This is a genomic window from Streptomyces sp. JB150 (assembly GCF_011193355.1).
Classification (GTDB): domain Bacteria; phylum Actinomycetota; class Actinomycetes; order Streptomycetales; family Streptomycetaceae; genus Streptomyces.
The window spans coordinates 4,041,134-4,055,750 of the sequence record NZ_CP049780.1 but is presented as its reverse complement, the minus strand read 5'-3'; the positions used below and the strand labels follow the sequence as shown (position 1 = coordinate 4,055,750).

The window sequence follows — 14,617 nt, the reverse complement described above, 5'->3', positions numbered from 1 at the left end:
GATGCGGCAACTGCGCGTGTGCCGCGATCAGTTGGGCTCTCCTCTCCTCCTCCCCCTCCTCCCCCTTACCCTCCCGCAGCCCTTGGGCGGAAAGGAAAGCCGTGACACAGGCACACAGCACGCGGCACGGTCGTGCCCCGTCCAGCGCGGTCGTCGCGTGGTCGGCGTTCGCGACCATGTTCGTCATCGGAACCGACACCTTCCTCGTCGCTCCCCTGCTGCCCACGCTGGCCGAGGAGTTCGACGTGCCGGCCGGTGTCTCCGGGTGGATGGTCAGCGCCTACGCCCTGGGCTTCGCGGTGTTCGCGCTGGTGGCCGGTCCGCTGTCGGACGGACGGGACCGGCGGGGCGTGCTGCTCCTCGGGTTCGCCGGGTTCACGGTGGCCACGGCGCTCTGTGCCGCGGCGCAGGGACTGTGGTCGATGATCCTGTTCCGGTTCCTGGCGGGCGTGTGCGCCGCGCTCGTCACCCCGCAGATCTGGGCGTCCATCCCGGTCCTGGTGGCGCCGGACTCGACCGTGCGGACGATGGGCGTCGCCGGTGCGGGCATGTCGATCTCGCAGGTCGTCGGCGTCCCGGTCGGCGGCTGGCTGGCGGCGGTCTCCTGGCACGTGCCGTTCCTCGTGGTGGCGGGGCTTTCCGGGATCGCCTGGCTGCTGCTGTTCCGGGTCTTCCCGTCGGTGCCGTCCGCCCGTGCGGCGGGCGAGGACACCGGGATCCTCGGGACGTACGCCCGGCTGTTCCGGTCGGCGACCTTCACCTGGTACCTGCTGGGCTACCTCGTCTACCAGACCGGTGTGTTCGAGACGTTCTCCTTCATCGGCTCCTGGCTGCACCGGGACTTCGGCCTGGGCGTCGGCGCGGTCGGCGCCTCGATGGCGGCCCTGGGCGCGGGCATGGCGGCCACGTCGCTCTTCGGCAGCCGGCTGATCCGCCGGATCGGTGAACACCGCACGCTGCGGCTGGTGTTCGTGGTGCTGGTGGTGGTGTACGCCGGGGTGCCGTTCGCGCCGAACCTGGGCCTTGCGCTCACCGGGCTGGCCCTCGCGTCCGCGATGCTCGGGCTCGCCTACCCGGTCTTCATGAACATGCTGCTGTCGCGGACGACTGCCTCGCGCGGCACGGTGTCGTCGCTGTCGACGACCGCGCTGTACGCGGGGACGACGATCGGCGGCCTGGTCGGCGGTGTGCTGCTGACCGAGTTCGACGGCTTCCAGGGGGTCGCGGGGTTCACCGTCCTGGCGCTCCTCGTCGCCGCGGCGATCTTCGCGGCGGCCGGGGCCTTCCGGGCGCCGGAGCCGGTGGCGGCGGCGGCCCGGAAGTCCTCGGCCGAGGCGGATACGACGGCGGTCTGAGCCTGCCGCCGCCCGTCCGCCGCCCGTCCGCCGCCCGTCCGCCACTCGTCCGCCGTCCGTAGGGCCCCGTCTCACCGGCCGGGTCCGTGACCGTCGTGGTCCCTGCGGGCCGCGTGGCTTTCCGGCGAACGGAAGGATCTGCCCCGCGTCGCCGCGTCCATGGCAGAGTCCGCCCCGTCGCCTGCGGGGGACCGGGCTCAACCCGTCGGCGCGTATGACTGGTTGGGCCTCCTGGGGCCGCACACGAACGCCCCGTCCGCGGGCACCGGCTCCAACCCCCCAGCCCTCCAGCCGCCCCACCCGCCAAGGAGTGCCATGTCGCGTCGCCTGTTCACCTCCGAGTCCGTGACCGAGGGTCACCCCGACAAGATCGCCGACCGGATCAGCGACACGATCCTCGACGCGTTGCTGCGCGAGGACCCGGCCTCCCGGGTCGCCGTCGAGACGCTGATCACCACCGGCCTGGTCCATGTGGCCGGCGAGGTCACGACCAAGGCGTACGCCCCGATCGCCCAGCTGGTCCGGGACACCGTGCTGGAGATCGGCTACGACTCCTCGAAGCAGGGCTTCGACGGCGCCTCCTGCGGGGTGTCCGTGTCGATCGGTGCCCAGTCCCCGGACATCGCGCAGGGGGTGGACACCGCCTACGAGACCCGCGTCGAGGGCGACGGGGACGAGCTGGACCGGCAGGGCGCCGGCGACCAGGGCCTGATGTTCGGCTACGCGACGGACGAGACGCCGACGCTGATGCCGCTGCCGGTCTTCCTGGCCCACCGGCTGTCCAAGCGGCTGACGGACGTGCGCAGGAACGGCACGATCCCCTACCTGCGCCCGGACGGGAAGACCCAGGTCACCATCGAGTACGACGGTGACAAGGCCGTCCGCCTCGACACGGTCGTCGTCTCGTCCCAGCACGCGTCCGACGTCGATCTCGACTCACTGCTGGCGCCCGACATCCGCGAGTTCGTGGTCGAGCCGGAGCTGAAGGCGCTGCTGGACGAGGGCATCAAGCTGGACACCGAGAACCACCGTCTGCTGGTGAATCCGACCGGCCGTTTCGAGATCGGCGGTCCGATGGGCGACGCGGGGCTGACCGGCCGCAAGATCATCGTGGACACCTACGGCGGCATGGCCCGTCACGGAGGCGGCGCGTTCTCCGGCAAGGACCCGTCCAAGGTGGACCGCTCGGCGGCGTACGCGATGCGCTGGGTCGCCAAGAACGTGGCGCCGCGGGTCTCGCCGCCCGCTGCGAGGTGCAGGTGGCGTACGCGATCGGCAAGGCGGAGCCCGTCGGGCTGTTCGTCGAGACCTTCGGCACCGCCCTCCACCCCGAGGAGGCGATCCAGCGGGCCGTCACCGAGGTCTTCGACCTGCGCCCGGCCGCTATCATCCGCGACCTCGACCTGCTGCGCCCGATCTACGCCCAGACCGCCGCCTACGGTCACTTCGGGCGGGAGCTGCCCGACTTCACCTGGGAGCGCACCGACCGCGTCGACGCGCTGCGGCGTCACGTGAGCGGGTGAGGGGTCCGCGCCCGCCCACTCGCCGTCCCATCGCCCGCCCCTCTCTCCGTACGTGCCTCCCCCGGCTCCTCACGGACGCCCCGCATCCGGACCCGCTACGGTGTGGGGCGTGAACGGGGGAGCGATACGAACGGTGCCGTGCTCGTGGTGCGGCACACCGGTGCCGCAGCGACGGCGGTGGCGCACCCGGCGGTATTGCAGCACCGCGCATCGGCGCAGGAACCGGATCGTCGAGGCCATCGGGAACTTCCTCGACTCCATCAGTCCCTGAGTCCCGGGTCGCGGGCGTGTCATCCTGGTGCCGTGACGCTCTCGGATCTGGTGCTGCTGCGGCGGGCTCGTGACCGGATGGACCGTGACTACGCGCAGCCGCTGGACGTGCCGGCGCTGGCGCGGGAGGCGCACATGTCGGCCGGGCACTTCTCGCGCAGCTTCCGCGCCGCGTTCGGGGAGACGCCGTACAGCTATCTGATGACCCGTCGGATCGAGCGGGCCAAGGCGCTGCTGCGGCGCGGCGACCTGTCGGTGACCGAGGTGTGCTTCGCGGTGGGGTGTACGTCGCTGGGGTCGTTCAGTTCTCGCTTCACGGAGCTGGTGGGGATGAGTCCGAGCGCCTACCGGGCCCTGGATCACCGGGAGGGCGCGCACGTCCCGGCGTGCGTCGCCAAGGTGCTGACCAGACCGGTCAGGAACGGAGAAGCGAAGGGCTCGGCCCGGTCGTAGCGTGTCCGGCATGGACATCACGCTGTCGCAGTGCTTCATCGCCGTGGACGACCACGACAAGGCGCTCGCCTTCTACCGGGACACGCTCGGGCTGGAGGTCCGGCGCGACGTCTCCTTCGAGGGGATGCGGTGGGTGACCGTCGGCTCGCCCGCGCAGCCCGGTGTGGAGATCGTGCTGGAGCCGCCGGTCGCCGACCCGAACGCCTCCGAGGCGGACCGGCGGGCCATGGCGGAGCTGCTCGCCAAGGGCCTGCTGCGCGGGGTGATCTTCTCGACCGACGACTGCGACGCCCTCTTCGAGCGGGTCCAGGCCTCGGGCGCCGAGGTGCTGCAGGAGCCGGTCGACCAGCCGTGGGGGGTGCGCGACTGCGCCTTCCGTGACCCCGCGGGCAACATGCTGCGCTTCGCCCAGCGCCGGAACGGCTGACTCCGCCCGAGGCCGGGTTACGGTCCCTCGGAGCCGGCCGAGCCCGCACCGCCGGCCCCGCCGGCCCCGCCCATGCCGGCACCCGCACCGCCCGCACCGCCGTACGGCACGAATCATGGAGGCCACGATGACCAGAGCCACCGGCACGGACGCGCGCCCGTCCGCCCCGCACGTCGCCGACAGCCACGACCTGATCCGCGTGGTCGGTGCCCGCGAGAACAACCTCAAGGACGTCAGCGTCGAGATACCCAAGCGCCGGCTGACGGTGTTCACCGGGGTGTCCGGCTCGGGCAAGAGCTCGCTGGTGTTCGACACCATCGCCGCGGAGTCGCAGCGGCTGATCAACGAGACGTACAGCGCCTTCGTGCAGGGCTTCATGCCGACGACGGCGCGGCCCGAGGTGGACGTGCTGGACGGGCTGACCACCGTGATCAGCGTGGACCAGCAGAGGATGGGCGCGGACCCGCGCTCCACGGTCGGCACCGCCACCGACGCCAACGCGATGCTGCGGATCCTGTTCAGCCGGCTCGGCGACCCGCACATCGGGCCGCCCAGCGCGTACTCGTTCAACACGGCCTCGGTGCGGGCGAGCGGCGCGATCACCGTGCAGCGCGGGGCGAAGACGAAGGCCGAGAAGGCGACGTTCGAGCGGACCGGCGGCATGTGCCCGCGCTGCGAGGGGCGCGGCTCGGTCACCGACTTCGACCTCACCCAGCTGTACGACGACAGCAAGTCGCTGAACGAGGGCGCGCTGACGATCCCCGGCTACACCGTCGACGGCTGGTACGGGCGGATCTTCAGCGGCTGCGGCTTCTTCGACCCGGACAAGCCGATCAGGAAGTTCACCGAGCGGGAACTGCACGACCTGCTCCACAAGGAGCCGACGAAGATCAAGGTGGAGGGCATCAACCTCACCTACGAGGGCCTGATCCCGAAGATCCAGAAGTCGTTCCTGGCGAAGGACAAGGAGGCGATGCAGCCGCACATCCGGGCGTTCGTGGAGCGGGCGGTCACCTTCACCACCTGTCCCGAGTGCGACGGGACGCGGCTGAGCGAGGGGGCCCGGTCGTCGAAGATCAAGGGCATCTCCATCGCGGACGCCTGCGCGATGGAGATCCGCGACCTGGCCGCGTGGGTGCGGGAGCTGGCCGAGCCGTCGGTGGCGCCGCTGCTCACCGCGCTCCAGCAGACCCTCGACTCGTTCGTGGAGATCGGGCTGGGCTATCTGTCGCTGGAGCGGCCCGCGGGCACGCTGTCGGGCGGTGAGGCGCAGCGCGTGAAGATGATCCGCCACCTCGGGTCCTCGCTCACCGATGTCACGTACGTCTTCGACGAGCCGACCACCGGTCTGCACCCGCACGACATCCAGCGGATGAACGAACTGCTGCTGCGGCTGCGGGACAAGGGCAACACGGTGCTGGTCGTGGAGCACAAGCCGGAGGTCATCGCGATCGCCGACCACGTCGTGGACCTGGGTCCCGGGGCCGGCACGGCGGGCGGCACGGTGTGCTTCGAGGGCAGCGTCGAGGGGCTGCGGGCGAGCGACACCGTGACCGGGCGGCACCTGGACGACCGGGCGGCGCTGAAGACGTCGGTGCGCCGGCCGACCGGGACGCTGGAGATCCGCGGGGCGCGGACGAACAACCTGCAGGGCGTGGACGTCGACATCCCGCTCGGGGTGCTGGTGGCGGTGACCGGGGTCGCCGGGTCCGGCAAGAGTTCGCTGCTGCACGGGTCGCTCCCGGCGGACGCGGGCGTGGTGTCGGTGGACCAGGCGCCCATCCGCGGCTCGCGGCGCAGCAACCCGGCGACGTACACCGGGCTGCTCGACCCGATCCGCAAGGCCTTCGCCAAGGCCAACGGGGTGAAGCCGGCGCTGTTCAGCGCCAACTCCGAGGGCGCCTGCCCGTCCTGCAACGGCGCCGGGGTCGTCTACACCGACCTGGCGATGATGGCCGGGGTCGCCACCACCTGCGAGGACTGCGAGGGGCGGCGGTTCGAGGCGTCGGTGCTGGAGTACCGGTTCGGCGGGCGGGACATCAGCGAGGTGCTGGCGATGCCGGTGACCGAGGCCGCGGAGTTCTTCGCCGCCGGTGAGGCGCGCACTCCGGCCGCGCACAAAATCCTCTCGCGGCTCGTCGACGTCGGCCTCGGCTACCTCGCGCTCGGCCAGCCGCTCACCACCCTCTCCGGCGGCGAGCGGCAGCGGCTGAAGCTGGCCACGCAGATGGCCGAGAAGGGCGGGATCTACGTCCTCGACGAGCCGACCACGGGTCTGCACCTGGCCGACGTCGAGCAGCTCCTCGGTCTGCTGGACCGGCTGGTCGACTCCGGCAAGTCGGTCATCGTGATCGAGCACCACCAGGCCGTGATGGCCCACGCCGACTGGATCATCGACCTCGGCCCCGGCGCCGGCCACGACGGCGGCCGCGTCGTCTTCGAGGGCACCCCGGCCGACCTGGTCGCCGACCGCTCGACCCTCACGGGCGAGCACCTGGCGGCGTACGTGGGCGCGTGAGGAGTCCCTGCGGGAGCGGGGGCCGGGCGCGGGGGTGCGCTGCGGTTGACGCGGGGGGGCGCGCTGCGGTTGACGCGGGAGGTGCACCGCGGTTGACAGGGGGCCGGGTGTGGTCGGCGTACGGGGGTCCGGGGCGGGGTGTCCCGTGGGCTCGGCACATGGGGTCTGAGGCCGAGTCCGTGGGGCCGGGGCCCGAGGCCGGAGTCCGAGGCCTGGGTCCGAGGCCTGGGTCCGTGGGCGCGGTGCCGCCCGGAGGGTCACCCCTCCGTCCCCACCGCGCTCAGGCCGTCAGCCCTTCCTTCGCCACCGCCTCCCGTACCGCCGGGGCGATGTCACGGGCCCAGCGGGACAGGGTGGTGGGGTCGGGGGTGCCGTGGTCGGGGGCGAAGAGGGTGAAGCCGCAGGCGCCGTGGTTCAGCACCGCGTCGGTGAGTTCGTCGGTCCACTGGGCGACCGAGCCGCCGAGCCAGCGGCCGTCGCGGTCGTGCGGGGCAGCTGAATACGAGAGCACACCAGTAACCGCCGGTTCGTACACTGCGCGGGTGGAAGACCATACGGCCACCAGGATCTATGCACGTCCGGCGCCCGCCTTGCGGCGCTACGTCGGCTCGTATGTCGGTTTCGATCTTCGTGGGTTCCCGGCGGGGGTGCACTGCGGTCCGCCGAGCCGCGTGCTCACTGCGGTAATCAGTCTGTCCGGTCCTTTGGAGGTGGCGGCAGGCGTCGACGACGGGTCACCGGTCACCCGATTCGACAGCGTGGCCGGCGGTCTGATGCGCCGCTCCGTCGCGATCCACCACGACGGACGCCAGGAAGGCGTGCAGGTGTCGCTGACGCCGCTCGGGGCCCGGGCTGTTTACGGCATGCCCGCCGCTGATCTCGCCCACCGACTGGTCCCACTCGACGAGCTTCTCGGAGCGCTCGGCGTCGAGCTGGTCGACCGGCTCCGCGCGGCGACGACATGGGCCGCGCGGTTCGCCGCGCTGGACGAGTTGCTTCTGCGAGCCGTCGGCCGTGGCGTCGGCGGCGACCCCGTGTCCCGGGTGCGCCCCGAGGTGGCCGAGGCCTGGCGCCGCCTCTTGGCCGCGCGGGGCCGTGTCCCGGTTGGGAGGGTCGCCGCAGAACTGGGCTGGAGCCGTCGGTATCTCACCGAGCGGTTTCGCGGTGAGGTGGGCCTGTCACCGAAGACCTTCGCCCGGGTTTTGCGCTTCGAGCACGCGCACGAACTGGCCACCATGCACGACCCGCTTCCGTGGGCCGAAGTGGCGACCGTCTCCGGCTACGCCGACCAGGCCCATCTCGTCCGGGACTGGAGCGAGTTCACGGGCCGATCGCCGACAGCATGGCGTCGCGGCGAAGTCCTGCTCGGGACTGGGTAGTCGCCGACCGGCCGCCCATCACGTCGGCTTCCGTTCCCTTTTCTTCAAGACCACCCTATAGCCGTCCTGTGACGATCGTCGGCATGAGACTCGTCAATCACGAACCCAACGCCATCGACCTGCGAACCACCCCCGTGCACCTCGGGCTGGGGTCGAGAGCGAAACCCGTCGAGGGCTTCGCCTGGGACCCGGAGGTGCTCCATGCCTACAGCGCCGCGGTCGCGGCGGACGGCGCCGAGGGCCGGATGGTGACGATCTTCGACGGCGACGGCCTCGGCGACCATTGGGAGCGCCACCCCGCCGGCGACGAACTGGTCGTCTGCCTCAGCGGGTCCGTGACGGTCACCCGCGATGTGGACGGAGTGCCCGACCGGGTTGTGCTCGGGCCGGGCGAGGCCACCGTCAACCCGGCCGGGACATGGCACGCGGTCGACATGGCGGGCCCGGCGTCCATCCTGACCATCACCGCTGGCCTCGGCACCGACCACCGTCCCCGGACCGAAGCCCGCCCGACCGAGCACGCCGGCACGTCCGGCCCGCGAACACCGTGACGACCCGTGTCGCGTGCCTCGGCGACAGCCTCACCCGCGCGCAACTGAGCGTCGACTACCTGGACCTTCTCGAACGACGCCGCCCTCCCGGCGACGTACGGCTCGCCCGCTTCGGCGTCAACGGCGACTTCGCCCACAACCTCTCACAGCGCCTCGATGCCGTCGTCGCGGACCCACCCGACGTGATCACCGTGCTGATCGGGACCAACGACGCCCGAGCGAGCCTCGCCGGCTACCCCGTCGAGCGGGCCATGAAGCGCAAACAACTCCCCGAGCGCCCGTCAGCCGGATGGTTCCAGCAGTGCCTGGGAGCCGTCGTCGAACGGCTGCGAACGCAGACCGACGCGACGATCGCTCTGCTGTCCCTCCCGGTCCTCGGCCAACAACTCGACGGAGCCGCGGCGCGGGCATCACAGGCGTACAGCCGCATGATCGCCGAGGTCGCCAGCACCAATAAGGCGACCTACCTCCCGCTCCACGAACGCCAGACCGAGGAACTACGCCAGGCGGACCCGCCGCCGATCCCCTACCGGGAACCGACGCCCGCAGCGAGCGTCAGCGTCCTCGTCCGGCGCGCCTTGCTGGGCCATAGCCTCGACACGATCTCGCGGCGCCGGGGTCTCGTGCTCACGACCGACCACATCCACCAGAACAGCCGCGGCGCCGCCCTTGTCGCCGAGGTCATCGACACCTGGCTCCCGACCCGGCGCGCGTAGCCGGTTCCGGCGGCGGCCCCCTTCCTGCGTATTCGGTTCCCACCCCTACCGGGCAAGCAACGACGACCGGACCATCTCGAACGCTCTCGGCTACCTCGACAAAAACCACCACCCCGCCGGCTCAACGAGACCGGCGGGACCTGGGGCCGAAACGCCGTTGGGGATCACACACGGTCACCGGCAGGTTGGGTTCCACGGGGAACTGGCGACAGTTGATTACGCGAGTCCACCAGTACCGAGGCCGAGGAAGCCGAGCGCGGCGTACGCGTCGAGCCGGTCGCCGAGGTAGGGGTGGTCGGAGAGGGAGAAGTGGTCGAGTCCGTCGCGGTCGGCCCGCTGGACCGTGCTCAGCAGTTCCGCCGTGTCCTCGACGCCGCCGGGCGCGCCGAAGCCGAAGACGACGGGCCGCCGGGAGACCGGGACGGACGACGACGCGGGTGAGTGGTCGAGCATGGCCGTTCACCCCCGAGAACGACAATAGGTTCGCACCACGAACAATATTTGTTCGTGGTGCGAACTTTGAATGCTTGCGTCCGGCACCGGTCCCTCCCCTCGCGGGGACCGGTACCGGACGTTCGGGTGTGGGTACTAGCGCTGAGTGGCGGAGTGGCTACCGCTCCGGATCTGGTCGAGATCCTGCCATTCGTGGCTGGCCAGGAGGAGGTTCCGGTCTCCGGAGCAGGGTGAAGCCGCAGGTCAGACGTATAGAGTGAGTTTTCCGGTCCGGATGTCCGGCAGGGCGGCGGCAGAGGGGTGGAGGCCTTGGGTTCCGACTCGGCGACACGCACAGCCTTCGCTGAACGGCTCGCGCTGCTGTACAAGGAGGCCGGCAACCCGCCGCTGAAACGGGTGTCCGAGGCGGTCACCCGGCTGGAGCGGGTCGACGAGCGGGGACGGCCCGTGCGGGTCTCCGCCCAGCGGATCAGCGACTGGCGGCGCGCGAAGAACGTCCCCGCCCAGTTCGCCGCCCTCGCCGCCGTGCTCCAGGTGCTGATCCCGCAGGCGCGCCGGATCCGTTCCGTGCCGGTGAGCCCCGGCCTGTACGACGTGGCCGAGTGGCAGCGGCTGTGGGAGCGGGCGGTGGCCGACCCGGTCGCGGACCGGCCCGCGGGCGAGACACCCGCCGAGGAACCGCCCCCCGACCTCCCCGCCGCCGTCTGCCCCTACCGGGGCCTGGCCGCCTACCGGCTGGAGGACGCCCGCTGGTTCTTCGGCCGGGAACGCAGCACCGAGGCGCTCCTCGCCCAGCTGCGGGCGGTGGAGGACAACGGCACCGGCGGCCTCGTCATGCTCGTCGGCGCCTCGGGCGCGGGGAAGTCCTCGCTGCTGAACGCCGGCCTGGTCCCGGCACTGCGCGACGCCGGGGCGCGGCGGGTGCTGCAACTGGTCCCGGGCGCGGATCCGCTCGGCGAGCTGTGCCGCCTGGTCCCCGGGCTCGCGGACGTCGTGGCCGGGGCCCCGGACGGCGCGGACGACCGCCCGGAGTTCGCCCGCGCGGTGCGGGAGGTCTTCGCCGCCTGGGCGGGGCCCGGCGCCCGGCCGGTCGTGATCGTGGACCAGTTCGAGGAGACGTTCACCCTCTGCGCCGAGGAGGCCGACCGCCGCACCTTCATCCGCCTCCTGCACGCCGCCTGCTCCCCCGACGGCATCGACGCCTCCGGCGGACGGGGGGACTGGGGTCGCCCCGGTGCACCAGGCCGCCCCGGTGGCTCCGGCGACCACCGGGACCCGGGCGGCTTACGTGAGGGGAGCCGTCCCGATGACCGTGACGGCTCCGGTGACTCAGGCCGCCGCAGTCAGCCCGGTCACCCCGGTCACCCCGGTCGCCCTGGTCGCCCTGGTCGCCCCGGTCGCCCTGGTCGCCCCGATGGTCTCGGCGGCCCCGATCACCCTGAACGCGCCGGTGGCCCCGCCAGCCTCGCCGGCCTCGATGCGCCCAGCGGTCCCCTCGACTCCAGCGTCTCCGGTGCTCCCACAGGACGCGCCCCCGGCAACGACAGCCCCGGCGCCGTTGGCAACCCCGGCCCCAGCAGCCCCAGCACCCCCACGGACCCCAGCGAACGCGCCCCCCGCACCCCCGCCACCCCCACCGAACCCGCCACCGATCCCACCCCCGCCCCCACTCCCCCCGTCCTGGTCCTGCTCGGCATAAGAGCCGACTTCTACGACCAGTGCCTGCACCACCCCGAACTCGCCGACGCCCTGCAGCACCGGCACATGGTGCTCGGCCCGTTGACCACCGCCGAGCTGCGGGAGGCCGTCACCGGCCCGGCCAAGGCGGTGGGGCTGGAGCTGGAGCCGGGACTGGCCGAGCTGATCGTGCGGGAGGTCAGCTCCGACGGGCCGCGCGGCGCCCACGACGCGGGCGTGCTGCCGCTGCTCTCGCACGCCCTGCTCGCCACCTGGCAGCGCCGCAAGGCGGGCCGGCTGACCTTGGCCGGCTACCGGGCGGCGGGCGGTATCCAGGGCGCGGTGGCCGCGACCGCCGAGCGGGCCTGGTCGGGGCTGGACCCGGCGGCCCGGACGGCCGCCCGATTACTGCTGCTGCGGCTGGTCCGGGTCGGCGAGGACACCGCCGCGACCCGGCGGCGCGGCACCCGCCGGCAGCTCGCGGAGGAGTCGGCCGACCCGCGCAAGACGGAGGAGTCGCTGGAGGCGCTGGTCCGCGCCCGGCTCGTCACCCTCGACGCGGACACCGTGGAGATCACCCACGAGGCGCTGCTGCACGCCTGGCCCCGGCTGCGGGAGTGGATCGACGAGGACCGCGGCGGCAACCTGCTGCGCCAACGGCTGGAGGAGGACGGCCGGGCCTGGGAGGCCTCGCACCGCGACCCGGCGCTGCTGTACCGGGGGTCGCGGCTGGAGCAGGCGGAGAGCTGGGCGAAGTCGGCCGGGAACACCTACCTCACCCGCGGCGCGGTGGAGTTCCTGGCCGCGTCGGTGCGGCTGCGCCGCCGTACCGCCTGGCTCAGCCGGGGCGCGGTCGCCGCGCTGGTGGCGCTGGCGCTGGTGGCGGTCGGGGCGGCGGTGGTGGCCTTCCAGCAGCGGGACGACGCGGTGTTCGAGCAGGTGGTCGCCGAGGCGGACCGGGTGCAGTACACCGACCCGTCGCTGTCCGCGCAGCTGGACCTGGTGGCGCACCGGCTCCGCCCGGACGACGCCGGCACGAACAACCGGCTGATCTCGATCGTGAACGCCCCGCTGGCCACCCCGCTGCTCGGCCACACCGGCGCGGTCTACCTGACCTCGTTCAGTCCCGACGGCCGCACCCTGGCCACCGCCTCCTACGACCGCACCGTACGCCTGTGGAACGTGGCGGACCCGACCCGGCCGGCCCCGCTGGGCGCGCCGCTCGCCGGGCACCGCTCCTGGGTGAGCAGCGCGGTCTTCAGCCCGGACGGCCGCACCCTGGCCAGCGCGGGCGACGACGGCGTGATCCGGCTGTGGGACGTACGGGACCCGGCGCGCCCGCGTCCGCTGGGCGCGCCGCTGACCGGTCACGAGGGCACGGTCTACCTGGTGGCGTTCAGCCCGGACGGCCGTACCCTCGCCTCCGCCAGCGAGGACCGCACCGTGGGCCTGTGGGACGTCTCCGACCCCGGACGGGCCGGGCGCGTCGCCGAGCTGACGGGGCACCGGGCGGCCGTACGGTCCGTGGCGTTCGCCCCCGACGGGCGGACCCTGGCGGCCGGGGGCGACGACCACACGATCCGGCGGTGGGACGTGGCGGACCCGCGGCGGGCGCGGGCCCTCGGCACACTGCGCGGGCACACGGAGACCGTGCACTCGGTGGCGTTCAGCCCCGACGGGCGCACCCTCGCCAGCGGCGGCGCCGACGACACCGTACGGCTGTGGGACCCGGCCGCACCCGCGGACAGCGCCCAGCTCGGTCCCCCGCTCACCGCGCACACCGGTCCCGTCTGGTCGGTGGCGTTCAGCCCCGACGGGCGCACCCTCGCCGCCGCCAGCGCGGACAGCACCGCCAGCCTGTGGAACGTCAGCGATCCGGCGTACCCCTCGCAGGTCGGCGAGCCGCTGGCGGGCAGCAGCGGGGAGATGTACGCGCTCGGGTTCAGCCCCGACGGGCGCACCCTGGCCACCGGCAGCGGCGACAGCAAGGTGCGGCTGTGGACGGTGCCGACCTCGGACATGATCGGCCGCAGCGGGGCGTTCCGGCCGGACGGGCGGGTGCTGGCCACCGCGGCGCGGGACGGCAAGGTGCGGCTGTGGGACGTACGGCGGCCGGCGCGGCCGGTGCGGCTGGGCCGGGCGTTCATGCCGGCGGACGGCGGTGAGCGGGCGCTGGCCTTCTCGCCCGACGGGCACCTGCTCGCCGTGCAGACCCTCCAGCGGTCGGTGCACCTGTGGGACGTCACGGACCCCGCGCACCCGGTGGCGGCCGGCCCGCCGATCGCCCTGCGCACCCGCTTCGCCTCCCCCGACGCGCTGGCCTTCGCCCCCGACGGGCGCACCCTGGCGACCGCGTACGACGACCGCACCGTACGGCTGTGGAACGTCGCCGACCCGGCCCGGCCGGTGCCGCTCGGCGCGCCCCTCACCGGCCACAAGGGGTACGTCAACGCCCTCGTCTTCAGCCCCGACGGGCACACCCTGGCGAGCAGCAGCGCCGACGGCACCGTGCGGCTGTGGAACGTCACCGACCCGGCCCGCGCCACCCGCCTGGACGTGCCGCTCACCGACCACCGGGGACCGATCAACGTGCTCGCCTTCAGCCCTGACGGGAGCACGCTGGCCGGCGGCGGGGACGACGACACCGTCCGGCTGTGGGACCTCTCCGACCCCGCCCGCGGCGCCCGCCCCGCCGCCACCCTGACCGGGCACACCGAGGCGGTCGTGTCGCTGACGTTCAGCCGCGACGGCCGCACCCTGGCGAGCGGCGGCAACGACAACACGGTCCGGCTGTGGGACGTGGCCAGCCCGGCGGACGCGGCACCGATCGGCCAGTCGATGAGCCCCAACGCCAAGACCGGCAACTTCCTGTCCTTCAGCCCCGCCGGTCACATGCTCGGCGTGTCCAGCGGCACCGACACCGTGCGGCTGTGGAACCTCGACGTCGACTCGGCGATCCGGCACATCTGCGCGACCACGCGGGGCGTGCTGACGCGGGAGAAGTGGAACGAGTACCTTCCGCGGCTGTCGTACGACCCGCCCTGCGAGGAGTGACGCGGGCCGGCGGGGCCGGACGAGAGCCGCGGCGCGAGTCGTACGCGAGTCGCGGCGCGAGTCGCGGCGCGCACCTGTTCGACACCCGTTCGCGTGATTAGCGCCACACCCGCTCGGCGGGGCGGAGCAGTCGGCTCCCCTCGCACGAGTCGCCTTGTTAGGCTGGGTGTCAGCCCGATCGCTGGTGTATCCCCCGTCACCAGCGATCGGGCGTTCGCGTGTCCGGCCCGCCGGACCGCCC

Annotated in this window: 10 protein-coding genes and 1 pseudogene; 9 read left to right on the top strand and 2 right to left on the bottom strand. The window is 73.0% G+C overall.

Features of this window, described 5'->3' with window-relative positions:
- Positions 1–101: 101 nt before the first annotated feature.
- From G7Z13_RS18940 to G7Z13_RS18920, 5 genes and pseudogenes are all read left to right on the top strand, one after another.
- Complete coding sequence (locus G7Z13_RS18940) at positions 102–1,355, top strand: MFS transporter (RefSeq protein WP_206313103.1); 1,254 nt, start codon at positions 102–104, stop codon at positions 1,353–1,355.
- A 315-nt stretch (positions 1,356–1,670) separates the two neighbouring features.
- A pseudogene (gene metK / locus G7Z13_RS18935) lies at positions 1,671–2,878 on the top strand (methionine adenosyltransferase).
- A gap of 303 nt (positions 2,879–3,181) precedes the next feature.
- Positions 3,182–3,601, top strand: coding sequence for a helix-turn-helix transcriptional regulator (locus G7Z13_RS18930; RefSeq protein WP_166000862.1), 420 nt, complete (start codon positions 3,182–3,184; stop codon positions 3,599–3,601).
- 10 nt (positions 3,602–3,611) lie between these two features.
- Positions 3,612–4,028, top strand: coding sequence for a VOC family protein (locus G7Z13_RS18925; RefSeq protein ID WP_166000860.1), 417 nt, complete (start codon positions 3,612–3,614; stop codon positions 4,026–4,028).
- A gap of 127 nt (positions 4,029–4,155) precedes the next feature.
- Positions 4,156–6,546 (top strand): excinuclease ABC subunit UvrA, encoded by a 2,391-nt coding sequence (locus G7Z13_RS18920; protein WP_166000858.1) that lies wholly within the window; start codon positions 4,156–4,158, stop codon positions 6,544–6,546.
- 280 nt (positions 6,547–6,826) lie between these two features.
- Here G7Z13_RS18920 and G7Z13_RS18915 read toward each other — a convergent pair whose 3' ends face one another.
- Complete coding sequence (locus G7Z13_RS18915; protein ID WP_165994891.1) at positions 6,827–7,057, bottom strand: hypothetical protein; 231 nt, start codon at positions 7,055–7,057, stop codon at positions 6,827–6,829.
- 31 nt (positions 7,058–7,088) lie between these two features.
- Here G7Z13_RS18915 and G7Z13_RS18910 point away from each other — a divergent pair, with 31 nt between their 5' ends.
- From G7Z13_RS18910 to G7Z13_RS18900, 3 genes are all read left to right on the top strand, one after another.
- The gene (locus tag G7Z13_RS18910; protein WP_166000857.1) at positions 7,089–7,925 is read left to right on the top strand and encodes a helix-turn-helix domain-containing protein; all 837 of its coding nucleotides are present in this window, start codon (positions 7,089–7,091) and stop codon (positions 7,923–7,925) included.
- An 83-nt stretch (positions 7,926–8,008) separates the two neighbouring features.
- The gene (locus G7Z13_RS18905; protein WP_093725210.1) at positions 8,009–8,476 is read left to right on the top strand and encodes a cupin domain-containing protein; all 468 of its coding nucleotides are present in this window, start codon (positions 8,009–8,011) and stop codon (positions 8,474–8,476) included.
- Positions 8,473–9,192: a GDSL-type esterase/lipase family protein gene (locus tag G7Z13_RS18900; RefSeq protein ID WP_166000855.1), complete on the top strand. Its 720-nt coding sequence runs from the start codon at positions 8,473–8,475 to the stop codon at positions 9,190–9,192. The genes G7Z13_RS18905 and G7Z13_RS18900 overlap by 4 nt, the downstream gene beginning before the upstream one ends.
- Positions 9,193–9,408: 216 nt before the next feature.
- Here G7Z13_RS18900 and G7Z13_RS18895 read toward each other — a convergent pair whose 3' ends face one another.
- Positions 9,409–9,645 carry a hypothetical protein gene (locus G7Z13_RS18895; RefSeq protein ID WP_206313102.1) on the bottom strand — a complete coding sequence of 79 codons (237 nt, stop codon included), beginning with the start codon at positions 9,643–9,645 and terminating at the stop codon, positions 9,409–9,411.
- Positions 9,646–9,945: 300 nt separating this feature from the next.
- On the opposite strand from G7Z13_RS18895, the gene G7Z13_RS18890 reads away from it, so the two are divergent.
- Positions 9,946–14,376, top strand: a complete 4,431-nt coding sequence (locus tag G7Z13_RS18890; protein ID WP_166000853.1) for an AAA family ATPase — start codon at positions 9,946–9,948, stop codon at positions 14,374–14,376.
- The last annotated feature ends 241 nt before the right edge of the window (positions 14,377–14,617 follow it).